At 53.8% G+C, this 16,661-nt stretch carries 15 protein-coding genes and 1 pseudogene; 10 read left to right on the top strand and 6 right to left on the bottom strand.

Annotation, left to right across the window (positions count from 1 at the left end; all coding sequences use genetic code 11):
* Positions 1–241 precede the first annotated feature (241 nt).
* Positions 242–784 (top strand): hypothetical protein, encoded by a 543-nt coding sequence (locus tag RHM55_RS20630; RefSeq protein ID WP_322178089.1) that lies wholly within the window; start codon positions 242–244, stop codon positions 782–784.
* 76 nt (positions 785–860) lie between these two features.
* Here RHM55_RS20630 and RHM55_RS20635 read toward each other — a convergent pair whose 3' ends face one another.
* Positions 861–1,778, bottom strand: coding sequence for a helix-turn-helix transcriptional regulator (locus RHM55_RS20635; RefSeq protein WP_322178090.1), 918 nt, complete (start codon positions 1,776–1,778; stop codon positions 861–863).
* Positions 1,779–2,233: 455 nt separating this feature from the next.
* Here RHM55_RS20635 and RHM55_RS20640 point away from each other — a divergent pair.
* The 9 genes and pseudogenes from RHM55_RS20640 to RHM55_RS20680 all read left to right on the top strand — a co-directional run.
* Positions 2,234–2,953 (top strand): annotated as a pseudogene (locus RHM55_RS20640) (MFS transporter); the annotation flags it as partial.
* Between the two features lie 16 nt (positions 2,954–2,969).
* Positions 2,970–3,410: an MFS transporter gene (locus RHM55_RS20645; RefSeq protein ID WP_322178091.1), complete on the top strand. Its 441-nt coding sequence runs from the start codon at positions 2,970–2,972 to the stop codon at positions 3,408–3,410.
* Positions 3,411–4,885: 1,475 nt separating this feature from the next.
* Positions 4,886–5,395 carry a disulfide bond formation protein B gene (locus tag RHM55_RS20650; RefSeq protein WP_322178092.1) on the top strand — a complete coding sequence of 170 codons (510 nt, stop codon included), beginning with the start codon at positions 4,886–4,888 and terminating at the stop codon, positions 5,393–5,395.
* 481 nt (positions 5,396–5,876) lie between these two features.
* A complete protein-coding gene (gene cyoA / locus RHM55_RS20655; protein ID WP_322178093.1) occupies positions 5,877–6,815 on the top strand; it encodes a ubiquinol oxidase subunit II in 939 nt (312 codons plus the stop codon).
* Positions 6,816–6,818: 3 nt separating this feature from the next.
* Positions 6,819–8,795, top strand: a complete 1,977-nt coding sequence (gene cyoB / locus RHM55_RS20660; protein ID WP_322178094.1) for a cytochrome o ubiquinol oxidase subunit I — start codon at positions 6,819–6,821, stop codon at positions 8,793–8,795.
* A gap of 3 nt (positions 8,796–8,798) precedes the next feature.
* Entirely contained in the window at positions 8,799–9,413 is a 615-nt protein-coding gene (locus tag RHM55_RS20665; protein WP_219060991.1) for a cytochrome o ubiquinol oxidase subunit III, read from the top strand.
* A complete protein-coding gene (gene cyoD / locus RHM55_RS20670; protein ID WP_219060992.1) occupies positions 9,414–9,746 on the top strand; it encodes a cytochrome o ubiquinol oxidase subunit IV in 333 nt (110 codons plus the stop codon). It begins immediately after the preceding gene.
* 10 nt (positions 9,747–9,756) lie between these two features.
* On the top strand, positions 9,757–10,644 hold the full coding sequence (cyoE, locus tag RHM55_RS20675) for a heme o synthase (protein WP_322178095.1): 888 nt from the start codon (positions 9,757–9,759) through the stop codon (positions 10,642–10,644).
* Between the two features lie 191 nt (positions 10,645–10,835).
* Positions 10,836–11,462 carry a hypothetical protein gene (locus RHM55_RS20680; RefSeq protein ID WP_322178096.1) on the top strand — a complete coding sequence of 209 codons (627 nt, stop codon included), beginning with the start codon at positions 10,836–10,838 and terminating at the stop codon, positions 11,460–11,462.
* A 45-nt stretch (positions 11,463–11,507) separates the two neighbouring features.
* On the opposite strand, the gene RHM55_RS20685 is transcribed toward RHM55_RS20680, so the two are convergent.
* From RHM55_RS20685 to RHM55_RS20705, 5 genes are all read right to left on the bottom strand, one after another.
* Positions 11,508–12,083, bottom strand: coding sequence for a DUF6701 domain-containing protein (locus tag RHM55_RS20685; protein ID WP_322178097.1), 576 nt, complete (start codon positions 12,081–12,083; stop codon positions 11,508–11,510).
* A complete protein-coding gene (locus RHM55_RS20690; RefSeq protein ID WP_322178098.1) occupies positions 12,067–12,213 on the bottom strand; it encodes a hypothetical protein in 147 nt (48 codons plus the stop codon). The genes RHM55_RS20685 and RHM55_RS20690 overlap by 17 nt, the downstream gene beginning before the upstream one ends.
* Positions 12,203–12,535, bottom strand: coding sequence for a hypothetical protein (locus tag RHM55_RS20695; protein ID WP_322178099.1), 333 nt, complete (start codon positions 12,533–12,535; stop codon positions 12,203–12,205). Before RHM55_RS20695 ends, RHM55_RS20690 begins: the two co-directional genes overlap by 11 nt.
* 276 nt (positions 12,536–12,811) lie before the next feature.
* Positions 12,812–13,726 (bottom strand): MSHA biogenesis protein MshI, encoded by a 915-nt coding sequence (locus RHM55_RS20700; protein ID WP_322178100.1) that lies wholly within the window; start codon positions 13,724–13,726, stop codon positions 12,812–12,814.
* A gap of 204 nt (positions 13,727–13,930) precedes the next feature.
* Positions 13,931–16,222 carry a tetratricopeptide repeat protein gene (locus tag RHM55_RS20705; protein ID WP_407074560.1) on the bottom strand — a complete coding sequence of 764 codons (2,292 nt, stop codon included), beginning with the start codon at positions 16,220–16,222 and terminating at the stop codon, positions 13,931–13,933.
* Between the last annotated feature and the right edge of the window lie 439 nt (positions 16,223–16,661).

Here is a 16,661-nt window from a genome sequence, read left to right on the forward strand (position 1 = left end):
AGATTTTCCTTTTCTCGTGATTTGAACCTGGACGGCCTGGTGCGTAGACGGCCTAAAGGTGATTGATTTTGGGATGTCAATTTGTCTATTTTTTTAGACTATCAGGAGAGAAATATCCATTCAAGCGTTAAAATTCACCAGAATATCGGCGATTATCAAAAAAACGGCAGATTTCGTATCAAAATTGATATAACCTGCAGCTGTGCAATGCGTTATTTTCTATTTTTAAAGGAGGCATAAAATGCCGGTAGTGGGCGTGATGGGGTCGGGCACAACAGAATGGATCGAGCTTGCCAATCCGCTTGGTCAGTGGCTTGCAGAGAATGGATATGACTTAGTGACCGGCGGGGGGAGTGGCTCGATGCTTGCTACCTGCCGCGCATTCAGGCAAACATCGCCTCGCCTAGGGCGCTCTATTGGCATAGTTCCGACTCAACCAGACCAATCCTGCGGATTCGTGCCATTGGCTGAATATCCAAATCCCTTTGTTGACATCACTATCGTCACACCATTACCGAGGTATGACTCCAACACGCCAGTCGCGGCGCTTAGCCGCAACTATGTGAACATCTTGACGAGTGATGTGGTGATCGCGCTGCCAGGGGGGCTAGGTACGCTCAATGAACTGGAGCTTGCTGTCCGGTTCTCAAAGCCCGTGATGTGCTTCGGTCCAGTCGATGCTTTTCGTCAAGCACCGGACAATATTGAAAGAACGGAAGATTTCAAGCGAGTTTGCCGTTTTATTGTTGGCGTCACTAAGACTTCGGTTGCATCTATAGTATAGCTCCCTATGGGGACTGGGCTTTTTGGAGCGCTCGGTCAGGACGGCGCCATCATCCATATAGTGGTATGGCAAGTGATTAGAGCTTGGCAAGCAGATCTATTAGCAATTGCCTTGCGCTGTTCCCTGAACTAGCTCGATCAAGGAGGCCTAATGTCATTTTTTTATACATGTCAACAACTTCCGGGGCGGAAGCGACACTTGCAATGCCAGTGTCGATATTCGGTAACTCTCCTAGACGGTAAGGGCTAACGGCTACGTAAGACGCGTGGGGCTGTTCGAAAATCTGGAAAGTGGTACTGGGCAAGCTGTCATCTATAACAAATATTTCAATATTGGATTCAGCACCGATGAGATCAATTAGATGCTCGACCTCCCGTCGAGCAAGCAGGGCACGCTCCATTCTTACGCTTGGCGGCAGATCTAAACGCCCCACCAAGCCGATATGAAGAAAGCGTTCTATTTGCCTGAGGCTGATAATTTGCCTGACCTTGAATTTGTGCTTCAAGAATGTCTCTTTCCGCTCATTCAAAATGCTCAATATCAGTATTTGCTTGAGACCGTCCTCATCGGTGAAATCCTTTGGCCTGGACTCGCCAAGCATGGTGACAAACTGGTCGTTGTATGCTGGTGAGGTCAGTAGGTAGGAAAATGGGTCAAAGTACGAAAGGATGCGAGTTGACTTGGCTTCCAACTGACGCATACGTTCGAAATAGCCCAGCGCATTGTCGAAATACTCAGTATCCGAACCTATAAGGCTAGAAAATGACACATCCAAAAGCACCGCTAGTCTCTCTAGGGTTTCCAGTTTGAAAATTTTTCCAAGCTCTAATCTGTAGACGGCGGCACGCGAAATTTGCAGCTTTTCCGCGATCTGGTCCGCATTCAGTTGCCGACCTATTCGATAAGCCCTGAGACGTTCGCCTATTGCTATGTAATCAATTTGACTCACTTGCGCGGCTTCCTGAAGACACCAATCAGTGTGGTTAATAGACATGATGCTTTGCCCCGCGGCCACATCCAGCGAAATGGTATGCCGGTTTCGACTTACCCACTGTATCAATATTTAGACATCCGGCCTATCAGGTAATTTTAAAGCAAGGTCCGTCTTGAGGCGATCCGCCTTGAGCGTGTACCACGAAGATTCTATAGGCAATGGGTTCGCTAGCTAAGCGAGCATGACTTTCACCCTCTATTGTTCTTCGCTTACGCAACACAGGAGCGACGTCAGCGATGCTCACCAGTGCATGAGGGGGGGGCGGTCCCGTCTGTATCAAAAATTAGACAGAAATAAACGCGCTGCCTCATACGCGCCGACGTCCACGTCATAACTATTCAGATGCCGACAGCTTGTTTGGAGAACAAACCGTGAAAGATCCACAGCTACCCAAAAAAATTCAATCCGCCGAATCCCCCGTTAAAGCTTTGATAGCCAGCGTTAGCGGCTATGCGATGGACGGGTTTGACCTATTGATCCTTGGATTCATGCTGCCCGCAATCAGTCTCTCCCTTCAGTTGAACATCTCTCAGGCAGGCTCGCTTGTGACTTGGACTTTACTGGGGGCTGTGGCTGGGGGGCTATTCTTCGGTCAGTTGAGCGACCGTTTTGGTCGAATCAGGGTTCTGAGTTTGTGCATCCTGACGTTTTCTATATTCACTGGGTTGTGTGCCGTTGCTCAGGGATATTGGGACCTTCTGATCTACCGCACCCTTGCGGGCTTCGGCCTGGGGGGCGAGTTTGGCATCGGAATGGCGCTTATTGCTGAAACCTGGCCTGCCAGTAAACGCAATCGCGCCTCTTCATATGTAGCGTTGGGCTGGCAGGCCGGTGTTTTGGCGGCTGCTCTGATAACGCCCGTTCTTCTTCCTCATATAGGCTGGCGAGGAATGTTCCTGGTGGGTTTGGCGCCGGCGCTGGTATCGCTTGTAATTCGTCATGCCATGGGGGAACCGGAAGAGTTCATACGTTCTGCAAAGGAGCCATTATCTTTCGCTCGTCGATTTGGAGAGTTAATCAAAGACCGCCACACCCTGAAGGCAAGCATTGGAGTAACAGTACTGACTTCAGTGCAGAATTTCGGTTACTACGGGCTCATGATCTGGATGCCAAGTTACCTCTCCGAACGGTTCGGCTTCTCTTTGATGCAGTCCGGGACCTGGACGGCAGTGACCGTTGCAGGCATGGCAATTGGCAATTGGCATTTGGATCTTTGGTCAACTAGCCGACAAATATGGCCGGTGGCGAATCTTTCTTGTGTACCAAGCCGGCGCGGCAGTCATGGTTCTCTTTTATGCCCGCCTAGAGGATCCCTTGAGCATGCTGCTCACCGGAGCAGTCATGGGTGTGTTTGTGAATGGAATGATCGGTGGTTACGGAGCTTTGATTTCTGAACTATATCCTCCCCAAGCAAGAGCGACCGCTCAGAATGTACTCTTCAATATAGGACGCGGTGTGGGAGGCTTCGGTCCTTTGATAGTCGGCGCGATTGCCTACAGCTATTCCTTTTCCGCCGCGATTGCACTGCTGGCATCTATTTACGTTCTGGCCATGCTGGCAACGATTCTATTGTTACCACAGGACAAAGGGCGGAACAATGAACTGGAAACCGTTTTGAAACCTACCGACTAACAATACAAACATCCCCGCGTTCATTCCGCAAAAAAAACGGCTGTATCTATTGATAACGAGGTTTTTCGGTCATGAAGGTGCTCACAAATTAAAATCTGTAACATTATATTAAAGCCGCGGGTCTCATAAAACTTCTTGACCTGAAAACCTGAATGCTTAATTATTACGACATCGCCCGTGAAGCGTCCTACATTACCACACTTAACAACGCATATTTCAGTCGTCACATTCATCGATAGTTTCCATTCAGGCTTCAATTGAAGGCGGTCAGCGTTGAGGCGTTAACAATCAAGTGTTCAAAGCATTTTTTGGAGGAAGCATGTACCCATTGAAACTATTTGGTGAACGCGTTAGCCTAGGAAAAAAAACTCTGAATATGACTTCAAGTTCTGGTGAGATATCCAAGTTCCACGGACTAAGTAGTTGAGTTCCAGAAAGAGATACCCGATGCGGAGTACGCAAGTAAGCGTAAATAAACCCGCAGCGATGCATCCTGATGGAAATGGATCAGAACATGCGGTGAAAGGTACGGGGGGCACGATGGCATGTGATGGTGCCTATAGAAAAGGCTCGCCTACAATGTGGAGAACAACCTCTAAAAAGCCGAGAAACTGACCAGTTATTCAATGAGGGCTAACTCTAAAATGTTGATAACAGAGTGCTTAATGTTTAGCGATACACAAACAGCTGAAAGAAGTGGCTATTTTCGATGCTCCTCAAATAATGATTAGAATCAGAGTGTTCAATGTGAACATGGTCTGCCCCTGCTAAGATACTCTTCAGAACAATCGTCAAGGATGCGAGATATTAATATGAATTTCAATGAAGTTTTTCAGCTATTCTCTAATTCCCACTCAGGAACTGATTCATTCAAGCTTGCGATGAACCAATGTGAGGAAATTATTTATCTGCGGCCTGATCAAGCTTCAGTTTGCTTTTTCATAAAAGAGTACTGCAGTACCTATGTTTTGCGGTTTGAGGATCAAGAAGTCCAGCCTGGGTTCGCCAAGAATAAGCACATGGAATTGGTCGGGTACATGAAGGTCCTGGATGCCGCACTCGAGACCCAAAATAGTCGGACTATTCTCGATGCCTTGGATTCAGTTATTATCCTTTATACAGAACGAAAGATCACCGAATAGACAACTGACTTATCGGGATGATTTTGTTTGAAAACCCAAAAAACACATGCATTGAGCTTGTCGCTTGATTACTCAATGCTTGGGTAAGAATGAAGCATCTGAGTGATCATGAGGTCGGCAGCTGTTTTTGTAAGCAATGTGACAAGACAGGATAGGTAGTCAGCGTTCGCGAAGGGTTTGACGCGGTGTGTCAGATCCATCGCCATCGGGCGCCTGAATTGTTCCGTACAGCGGTTTTTCACTTGAGTTGGTAACCTCTGCCCACGATTATCGCGGGCGATCAGACCGTTGTGCATTTACACTCCGGGTCACACCATTTCAAAAGGTAAGGGAATGAGCGACAGCACGATGTACCTAAGACGCGAAAAGCGCTTTCTGGTCTTGCTCGGGGTGATCTGCCTCACGTTGATCGGAGGCGCGCTTTACATGCAAGTGGTATTGGACGAGGCGCCATGCCCGCTGTGCATTCTTCAGCGTTATGCCTTGCTGTTTATCGCCATCTTCGCCTTCATTGGTGCCGCGATGCCGGGCAGACGCAGTACTACGGTGTTCGAGGGGCTGACCGTGCTCAGTGCGATTGGCGGCATCGTCGCTGCCGGCCGTCATGTCTACATCCTGGCGAATCCGAACGAGAGCTGCGGTCTGGATGTATTGCAGCCTATCGTCGACGGTCTGCCGCTGGCGTCCTGGTTCCCGTTGGGCTTCCAGGTCGATGGCTTCTGCACCACGCCGTACCCACCTATCCTCGGTTTGTCGCTGGCGCAGTGGGCTTTGGCTGCCTTCGTTCTGACAGTGATATTGGTACCGCTGGGGATCATGCGTAATCGTCGCACCGCCCGCTGAATTCAGTTGGACACCGCAAAAGCCCTGTTTTCCTACGGAAAGTAGGGCTTTTTTTCAGCCCCGATAATGTCCTTGCTGGCTGATCATTGCTGAATATGAGAATAACTGTTGCAGAATAAGTCATAGTCAACAAATGGTTACATATCTACAATCGCTAACACTTATCAGTCAGCACCGCTTTGCAATTGACAAGAAACGAGGTCGAAAGCGTCTCTACGCACTCTATGTAGATCACGCCGATACGATTTCAGGGACTGACACCCTTTCAAAAAATCCGCACCAAATGGAATTGGTCTGCTAACCAGGCCGTTGCCACACCAGTTCAATAAGAAACCACAGACAATTCTGGATTTGCCGCCCAGCTCTCGAGCTTTTCTGGCAGGCCCTTATTCAATCAAAAAAACATGCCAACACCTGGCAGGGTGAAGTGTTGGCGGTCGAAACCTATGTGCATTGCGTGCGCAGCTTTAGAGGTCGTGAGATGAGTAGAAAAAGGTACCCCAGATTGTTTGGCTCGTTGGCCCTTTTGAGCATGCTTGCGCTGGGTGGTTGCAACATGGCCCTGCTCGATCCAAAAGGGCAGATAGGCATCGACGAGAAAAATCTGATCATCACCGCGACGCTGCTGATGCTGCTGGTGGTTGTTCCGGTGATCATCATGACGTTCGCCTTCGCCTGGAAATACCGCGCTTCGAACACCAAGGCGACCTACGCGCCGAACTGGGCTCACTCCGGCAAGATTGAAGCCGTGGTGTGGGGCGTTCCAACCTTGATCGTGATCGCGCTGGGTATCCTGATCTGGAAATCGAGTCACGAACTTGACCCCTACAAACCGTTGGACTCCAGCGTCAAACCGGTGGTCATTGAAGTCGTCGCAATGGACTGGAAGTGGTTGTTCATCTACCCGGAACTGGGTATCGCCACGGTCAATGAGATCAAGTTCCCGGCCAATGTCCCGGTTAACTTCAGGATCACATCCGACTCCACCATGAACTCGTTCTTCATCCCGGGCCTTGGCGGTCAGATCTATGCCATGGCCGGTATGGAAACCAAGCTGCACTTGATCTCCAACGAAGAGCATGTGTACGACGGCATGGCGGCCAACTTGAGCGGCGAAGGCTTCTCGGACCAGAAATTCAAGGCCTATGCCACGTCGCAAGCGGACTTCGATGCTTGGGTCGCAGCAGCCAAAAAAGCACCACACCCGCTTGAAATCGCTGAATTCAATCAGTTGGCCAAGCCTAGCGTGAAAAACCCTGTTGAGTACTTCGCCAGCGTTCAGCCCAACCTGTTCCAGACCATCATTGATAAATATGAAGGGATGAACAAGGCCAAGGGGATGCACCACAAGGCGGACGATGCACCAGAAATGACGGGCATGGACATGAAAATGCATTCGGCTGCCGGCGCAGAGGAGTAAGAGATGTTCGGTAAATTAACGCTGGAAGCCATTCCCTTCCATGTACCGATCGTAATGGTGACGCTGGTTATCATCATGCTGGTGGGTGCGGGATTGGTTGCTGCAATCTCCTATCACCGCAAGTGGTCCTACCTGTGGACTGAATGGCTGACCTCGGTCGACCACAAGAAAATCGGTGTGATGTACATCATCGTTGCGCTGGTCATGCTCCTGCGCGGCTTCGCCGATGCGATCATGATGCGCTCGCAGCTGGCCCTCGCCAGCGCGGGTTCCGAAGGCTACTTGCCTCCGGAACATTACGACCAGATATTCACCGCTCACGGCGTGATCATGATCTTCTTCATGGCGATGCCTTTTGTGGTCGGCCTGATGAACATCGTCGTACCGCTGCAGATCGGCGCTCGCGACGTTGCCTTCCCGTTCCTCAACTCGTTGAGCTTCTGGTTGTTCGTGGTCGGCGCGGTACTGGTCAACCTGTCCTTGGGGCTCGGCGAGTTTGCCCGTACCGGTTGGGTTGCTTATCCGCCGCTCTCCGGCCTGGCGTATAGCCCAGGTGTCGGGGTCGATTACTACATTTGGGCATTGCAGTTGTCAGGATTGGGTACGTTGCTGACGGGGGTGAACTTCGTTGTCACCATCCTGAAAATGCGCACCCCTGGCATGACGTTGATGAAAATACCGGTGTTTACCTGGAACTGCCTGTGCACCGCGATCTTGATCGTGGCGTCGTTCCCGATCCTCACCGCGACCTTGATTCTGCTGACGCTGGACCGTTACCTGGGCATGCACTTCTTCACCAACGAGCTTGGTGGCAACCCGATGATGTACGTCAACCTCATCTGGGCCTGGGGCCATCCCGAGGTGTACATCCTGATCCTGCCGGCCTTCGGCATATTCTCGGAAGTGACCTCGACGTTCTCCAAAAAGCGCCTGTTCGGTTACACCTCGCTGGTCTACGCGACCATCGCCATTACCGTGTTGTCCTTCGTTGTCTGGCTGCACCACTTCTTCACCATGGGCTCGGGGGCCAACGTCAACGCCTTCTTTGGCATCATGACGATCATTATCTCCGTGCCCACGGGAGTGAAGATTTTTACCTGGCTGTTCACCATGTTCCGCGGGCGAATTCAATTCACCACGCCGATCCTCTGGACCCTGGGCTTTATCGTGACCTTCAGCATCGGCGGCATGACCGGCGTACTGCTGGCGGTTCCGGGTGCTGACTTCGTGCTGCACAACAGCCTGTTCCTGATCGCGCACTTCCATAACGTGATCATCGGCGGTGCGGTGTTCGGTTACCTGGCGGGCTTCGCCTACTGGTTCCCGAAAGCGTTCGGCTTCACGTTGAACGAGCGTCTGGGCAAGTATGCGTTCTGGTGCTGGATCGTCGGTTTCTACCTGGCATTCATGCCGCTGTACGTGCTCGGCTTCATGGGCATGACCCGTCGTCTGAACCACTACGACAACCCGGCATGGACACCGTGGCTGATCGCTGCGTTCTGTGGTGCGCTGGTCATCATGGTCGGCATCATCTTCCAGATCGCGCAACTGGTGGTCAGCATCCGTGATCGCGAGAAAAACCGTGACCTCACAGGTGACCCGTGGGATGCCCGCACGCTGGAATGGTCGACCTCTTCGCCGCCGCCGTTCTACAACTTCGCCGAGCAACCGCACGTCAATGACCTGGACGCCCACTGGGAGACCAAGGAACGCGGTGTACAGAGCAAAAAAGCAGCCGATTACAAGAAGATCCACATGCCGCGCAACACCGGTGTTGGCGTGTATATCAGCTTTGGCAGTCTGGTCTTTGGCTTCGCGTTGATCTGGCACATCTGGTGGCTGGCCGCCGTCGGTCTGGTCGGCATGGTAGCCACCTTCATCATGCGCAGTAACGACGATGACATCGACTACTACGTTCCCGCCGAAGAAGTGGCGCGAATCGAAAATGCACGCCTTCAAACTTTGGCTAAGCAGGCTTAAACCATGTCGAACTTAGTATTAGAAACTCAGATTGCCCATGCTGAGGAGCATGGGCACGAGGATGCCGGGTCCATGACCGTGTTCGGTTTCTGGATCTACCTGATGACTGACTGCATCCTGTTCGCGACGATCTTCGCCGCATACTCGGTGCTCAGTAACAACGTCGCAGGTGGCCCGTCGGGCAAAGACATCTTCGAACTGCCTTACGTGCTGGTAGAAACCTTCTGCCTGCTGTTCAGCAGTATCACCTACGGCTTCGCCATGCTGGCGATGCACAAGGGCAACAAGAACGGGGTTATCGCCTGGTTGGCGGTAACGTTCTTGCTGGGCCTCGCGTTCATCGGCATGGAAATCAATGAATTCCATCACCTGATCGCCGAGGGCTTTGGCCCTGATCGCAGCGCCTTCCTGTCAGGCTTCTTCACGCTGGTCGGTACTCACGGCCTGCACGTGACATCCGGTCTGATCTGGATGGCGGTGCTGATGTTCCAGATCAAGAAGAAAGGTCTGACCGCAACCAACAACACGCGTCTGAGCTGCCTGAGTCTGTTCTGGCACTTCCTGGACGTGGTCTGGATCTGCGTGTTCACCGTTGTCTACCTGATGGGAGCGCTGTAAATGGCTAACGCACATATCAGCCATGGCGGTGCCGACCATGGCAGCCTGAAGTCCTACGCCGTCGGGTTTTTCCTCTCCGTGATTCTGACGGTGATCCCTTTCGGTCTTTTGATGCACCCGGTGTTCCCCAAGACGATGACCCTGGCCATTGTCGTGGCCTTCGCTGTGGTGCAGATATTCGTGCACCTGGTGTTCTTCCTGCACATGAACAGGTCGTCCGAACAGCGCTGGAACATCATCGCCTTCGCCTTTACCGCCCTGATCATTGCGATCGTGGTCGGCCTGTCGTTGTGGATTATGTACAACGTCCACACGAACATGATGGCGCACTGAGGATCTCCCCATGTCGCTGAAGCACTTTATCCAAATCACCAAGCCGGGGATCATTTTCGGTAATGTGCTTTCGGTGGCAGGTGGCTTTTTCCTGGCGTCCAAAGGGCATGTCGACTTTGGCCTGTTCCTGGCTGCTGTCATCGGCACTTCGTTAGTGGTGGCATCCGGGTGCGTGTTCAACAACTGCATCGACCGCGACATCGACGTGAAGATGGAGCGCACCAGGAATCGGGTACTGGTGCAGGGTCTGGTTTCATTGAGACTGGCCCTGATCTTCGCCAGCGTGCTTGGCATCGCCGGGGTGGGCTTGCTGTATACCAAGGCCAACCCGCTGGCGGCGTTGTTCGCGGTGATCGGTTTTGTGATTTACGTCGGCTTCTATAGCCTGTACCTGAAACGCAAATCGGTGCACGGCACACTGGTCGGCAGCTTGTCCGGGGCAATGCCGCCCGTGATCGGTTACGTCGCGGTGAGTAACAGCTTCGACTTGGCGGCACTGACCCTGTTGGTGATGTTCAGTTTGTGGCAGATGCCGCACTCGTACGCCATCGCGATCTTTCGCTTCAACGATTACCTCGCTGCGTCGATTCCGGTCTTGCCGGTGAAGCGTGGCATCGTCGTCGCCAAGCGTCATATCCTGATCTACACCCTGGCATTCCTGCTGGCCACCTTGATGTTGACCGTGGGGGGTTACGCCGGTCTTAGTTACCTGGCCGTCGCGGCCATCATGGGCATGTACTGGTTGTACATGGCCTGGAGCGGTTACAAGGCAGTGGATGACCGGGTCTGGGCGCGCAAGCTGTTCGTCTTCTCGATCTTCACCATTACCGCGCTGAGCGTGATGATGTCGCTGGATTTTCAGGCGCCCAGTGAGCTGCTGCTGACTTACGCACCTTGAGTTGAGCCAGCCGTTGCACCAGAAACGCCCCGTTCTTTGGATGAAGAACGGGGCGTTTTTTTGTGAGCCCATTGCCCCGGACAAACACGCACGTGCTGCTATCGTTTACACAGATATTTCTAGTGGCCGCAGAGCAAATTCTGGTTTTATGCATGTCTATGTGAAACACGTCTATAAAGGTTGCACGCGATATGAGGTTGGCAGACATCACTCAGTACGGCGGAATCACGGTCATGCTTCCGGCGGCAGTGGTCATCGGTGCCTGGCTTTGGTTTTCCAGGTCCAGACAGTCGGCGCTGTTATGGGGCGCATTGCTGCTGTTTGTGTACGCGATTGTCGGGGCGAGCAAAATCCTCTTCAAAGGATGGGGCATAGGCCTTGAAAGCCTGAACATTGCGGTCATCAGCGGTCATGCCACGAATACTAGCCTGGTGCTACCCGTGGCGATGAGCCTGCTTGCGCGACAGATCAATCCTCGTCTTCGCTGGCCAGGAGCTGGTTTAGGGTTATTGATCGCGTGGTGGTTCAGTATCAACTGCGTGGCACCCTATATCCATCCGCTGCAGGAGGCGATTGCCGGGGCTCTCCTGGGGTCTGTCGCTGCCTGTGGGTTTTTGTATTACCTGGAAAACACAGAGATCAAAAAAATCCCTCATGCGGTGCTGGTGATTGGCCTTGTCCTCATCGCCCTCAACACGACCACCAAGAAATACACCGCCGAGCACGTGCTGAATCGTATCGCTGTCTCCATCTCCGGAGCGGAGACAGCGTTCAAGCGGCCTGAGTGGCGAGCACCAGTCGATACAACAAAGCTTTAAGCGCTTTGTCGATGTGAGTCGCCAGCGCCCGTGAGTAGCAGGTCGCTAGCGATACACTTCGCGGCGAAAAATCATTGGCGATGAGCCTCGATAGATGCCGAATCTGGCCAGCCCCGTTGCAGCTTCACGGCCCTTGCCATTCCAGTCGTAGAAAAGCCAGGACGGTGTTGCCGGTAATCCACCGAGTACCGATCCGTTGATCCCGGGAGGCTGCAAGCGCAACAGCCCCAATCCTGCGCTGGGTGCGATCAACGTAACCTTGTCATTGCCATAGACCTGTTGGCTGAGTTGCCCGGTGTAGCTACTCAGCGCGGGCGTTTGCAAAACGGCTGCCGTGGTGCAGGTATCCAGGCCTTCGACCCGAAAGCTGCCGCCCGCAAGGTTCTGCCACGTCTCGATGCGCAAGGGCAGATCCAATGCCTGCAACTCAGAGCCATGGGCATTGTCCAGACGCAAGCGTCCCAGACGAACTTCGCTGCCGGGGCTGTCGCTAAAGTCATAGCTGTACGCTGAACAACTGTTGCCATCGCCAAAACAGGCACCATCGGTATCGGTCAGTGTTGCAGCGCTGAAACCTTGACGAATGGCCGCGATAAACGGGTAATCATCGGCCAGCGGCAAGAGTGCCGTGTTGCGCGACGGACAGGCGTGCCATGGCGATCACCACCAGGGCGACCACGATGAGTAGGAACATCGCTGCAACCAGGCCAAAACCCTGGGCGCGATGGGGCCAGCGGGGATCAGGGCGCATTGTCGATGTGGACCTGTTGCAAGAGTTGAAAGCTTTCGCCGTCGAGGGTGGTATGCAGCATCAGGGACAGCAAACCGGCGCGCGCGGTGCTGCCGGCCTGGTAGGTAAAGCGTGTTTGCCCACAATCGACATTCATAGCCAACGGCTCAGGGTTGGAACCGGGCGGCGGGGCGGCGGGCAGTGTAGAAAGCAGTTGGTTATAGGTATATCGAAGCAGTTGGCCATTTTGGCAGCGAAAGCCCACGACCGTCTGGGCCAGATACACACGCTGCTGCGGCGACGCATAGGCAAAGCGAAAACCGGTGGCGGGCAGGTTGCCCACCGCGATAATGCTTTCTCCAGCCGGTGCGCCTGGAAGCAGTACTGAAAGTACTGCCTGTTGGGGTTATCACACCTGGATTGGCCGGTGCCCAGAGATTACTCCCGACAACCGGGTTGCCACCGGACTCGGCACCGATGTTGTACATCACCATCCAGCGGGCCCCGGTCGGATCGAATGCCCCGTCCAGCACCTGCACCGCGAGGCAGCCCAGTAGCTGGAGTTTCTGCGGTCCGTGGTGCGCGTTTTTTTCTACCTGATAAAGGTTGAGGTTCTGCATCAGGAAGCCGTCTGGCGCAGAGCTGCGCCGACGGCTGCCATGCAGAGAGCCTGCATCTGTTCGTCCAGTTCAGCGGCGGGTTGCCCGCTGAACAATTCGCGCAGGTCGAGGGCCTGTAGTTTGACGGTCAGTCCATTACCCAGCGCTTGCAGTGCGGCTTCGCCATCGCGCTTCATGGGCAGTAACAGCAGGCGATTGATGTGCCCCTTGCCTAACTGGCTCTCGAAATAGTCAAGGGAACGCTGGATCTCCAGGGTGGCTGAAGAAAAATCCTGGCCAGCCTGTTCCAGTCCATGCTCAATGACGCGCGCCATGTACAGATCCGCGCCATGCTGCACGCAGATCAAGCCCTCGCTGGAACGCAAGCGCAGTAGTGCGATGTTCAGATTGTCGGCACCGGCCAACAGACCAAGATTGCGAAATGCCATTTCGGTAACGTCGATGCTGACCAGATGGAGACCGGCGTGCTTGATCAGCTTGGCCCAGTTCTGCATGCGCGCCTTATTGAGCACTGCGCAGTAGGCCATGCGCGAGCGGCCACGGTAGGCATCTTCGGGAAGAGAAAATGCGTCAACGACGACATCTTCAAGGGGCTCACTGATAAGGTCCTTGATGCGCCAGCGCATGGCGGCGCCCAAGTCTTCAGCGGGGACATCGGGGCTGTCGAGAAGCAGCATCTGGTAGGCAGCGGGGTGCAACACAAGGTTGACCGGCAAGCCGCCAAGGCCTGATTCGTCGACCATATTTTTCAATACGGTGGGGTGTTGTTCGGGCGTGGCTGCGCGGAAGTTGCAGTGGAGCAGGCGTGGAGCTTCGCCTTGGCTTCTCTGTACGTGGGCTAGAGCTATTCCATTTGGACCTGTTTCAACACCCACCAAACCGCGCGCTGTGGTTTTACTTCTTGGAAACCACATTAACTTCTTATCTCTTTACCTGGCGAGGTGCGCCAGGATCACCGATCCCGCATACAGCGTGATGTCAAAACAATAGCACGTATTGTAGGTCGATCATAATACTTAGATGGGCGGTCCAAAAACTGTGGTTTTGGGCAGCATTTCCGGCGATCCGCTTCATGCTGGCTGGCATAAAGAAAAGGGCATTTAAGTGGCGGAAAGGAATCATTTGAGGGCAGGGTCTTCAGGGTTGATGTGCGTCCATGCGTCTATCAACTTTCGCGCCTTTGGCTCATGACCGTTCTTCAGATCGTACTGGATCAGCAACAGCCTGGCATCGCGGTTGGCTGGCTGGTGTTCGAGCATCTGTTCCAGTTGTGAGCAGGCTTCATCGACCTGGCCGTTTTCGTACAAGGCCACTGCCAGCACGTAGCCATACTGAGCGTTTTGCGGTTCGAGTCGGGCAGCCCTGCGTAACGCGGGGATGGCCTGCACCCGCTGTCCCGCGCGAATCATTGCCAGGCCTTGGGCCTGGTGTAGCAAGGCGACGTCAGGGTGTTCGCGCAGGCCGTCGTCCAGCAACTGCCGAGCTTCTTTGCCGCGAGCATTTGATTCCAGCCACTCTACCAGCGTGACCAGCGCCGGAAAGAAATCCGGGTCACGTTGCAAGGCTGCACGCAGGCGGGGTTCGACATCTGCATTGCGGCCACTGGCCTGGTAGAGCATCGCCAGGTTGAGGTTGGCTTCGGCGCGTTCCATCAGGCTCAACTGCACAGCCTCGTACTCGCCGATGGCTGTATTCCAGCTTGGCTGCGATGCCCCCAATCCGCCATTCGCAGCGCCTGGCAGAGCACGGGCGGCGGCGATTCGTACGGCGCGGACCGGGTCATCGAGCCGCGGTGATAGCAACGCCAGACGTTGCGCCTCGGGCATAAGGGCGCTGACCGCGCGAATGGCACTTTCGCGCACATGCGGTGCCGGATTGTTCAGATCCTTGGTGACCAGCCTCAGCGCTTGTGCGCTGGGGTAGGCGGGCAGCTCGGCGAGTAGTGTTGCACGTTGGATGGCGGGCAGATTGCTACGTTGCAGCTGCTCGTACAACGCCTGTGCTGCACCGACCTGACCACCGCGAATCAGCGAGAGGCTTTCGTCGTAGCGCGATGCCTGGTCAGGCCGGTCGCCGGTCCAGAGCTTGAATTGCTCAATAATTTTGTTGCCCGCCACGCTTTGGTGGCAGCTCAAACAGGCATCCGGCGTACCGAGCGTCTGTGCGCGCAGGGGGTTGGGGATACTGAAACTGTGGTCGTGGCGAAAGTCATTGCCCATGTACCGCTTGCCAGGCATGTGGCAATCGACACATTGCGAGCCTGGCTTTCCAACCTGATGCCGATGGTGCTCGGGAGAGTCGTAGTTCTTCGCTTGCAGGCCCTTGCCATTGACACGCTCGACGGAGGTTTTGCCTGCTGTGTTGTGGCATTGCACGCACACACCGTTGCCTGGGGCCTTGAGTGCGGTGCTATGAGGGTTGTGGCAATTACTGCAGCGCACGCCCTTGTCGAACATTTTGCTTTGCAGGAAAGAACCGTATTCGAACACTTCATCCTTGATCTTGCCGTCCACCGTATAGAGTTCGGGCGTCAGCAGGCTGGGCAGGTAATCATCCATCAACCGTTTGCCGACCTGATAACCGTCGTCCAGCGGTGCGCGACGAGCATGGCACCGGGCGCAGGTCTCGATCTCGGTGGTGGCGTCTTTGTCTTTGAGGTCGACGACAAAGCCGGCATGCGTCAGGTCATTGGGCTTTGTCGCCCACGCTAAATGATTGGAGGCCGGACCATGGCAGGCCTGACAGCCGACTCCCAGACTGTTCCACTGGCTGGCAAAACTATTGCTCACGGCGTCGAAATTGCGTTTGAAGCCAGTGGTATGGCATTCGACACACATGAAGTTGGCGTTCTGGCTCGGCTTGCTCCAGTGCAAGGGATTCTTGAAGTTCACACCTTGGCCTGGATAGAGATGAAACCAGCGATGTTTCTCGGTATCCCAGGCCACCCCCAACGCTTGCAACCGCCCGCCGGGTGTCTCTATCAAATACTGCTGCAAGGGGGCGACGCCGAAGGTGTAAGCGACTTTGAAATCAGCGGGTTTACCGTCTGCGCCAGGAGTATTGACCCAGAAGCCGTCATTTTTATGAGAGAAGCGGGTGGTCTCTCTCTTGTTTTTGAACGTGACGTCACTGAAATTGGCGAGGACCGTTTCGGCGTTAGCCGGTTGCATGGCCAACTGGTGATGGGAGCCTTGCCAATCTTTTACCTGCGCACTGTGGCAACTCTGGCATTGCTGCTCGTCGACCATTTTTGCTGCTGGCGCGGGGGGTGTTTTCAGAGACGGCGGTGCTGATGTGATGGCGGGTGAATAGATCAAAGGTGCGGGCTTACTGTGTTGGAAGAACAGCCAACTACTAAAAATTGCCAGGGGTAACAGGATCGCTAAAACGATACGCAGAGAGGGCGTCATGAAAGTGCGTCGTAAACCCGATGTGGAGTGCGCTGATTTATTTTTATGTTTCGGCATTCCGTTGTCCTGATAGAACATTGTCCAATGCTGTTGCAGCTTTGACGCAGGATAGAGGTCTGTCAAATATTCATTCTGTGTTTTCTCACAGTATTTACACTAACGTGTTCGGCGGTTTTCGATATTCATTCCTGTTTATCTGCGGGCGCGGGGGGTCGTGTTCATAGTGAAACTGAATAATTATTATGTCTAAACGTTATGAATCTCTGTGAGGGCCGACGAAAGAGTGTCGGTAACGAACCTGCGCGATAGAGGGTTTTGCGGGCATATTGCAGGCCTGGAAGTTGGCAGCCGTTCCAGGGCGAGCGATAAAAAAGAAAGTGGCTATCTGAGTATTCTCGCCTAGGATTAAATTCAGCTACTGTGTGTATCCCGAATTTTC

The organism is Pseudomonas sp. MH9.2, from assembly GCF_034353875.1.
Classification (GTDB): Bacteria; Pseudomonadota; Gammaproteobacteria; order Pseudomonadales; family Pseudomonadaceae; genus Aquipseudomonas.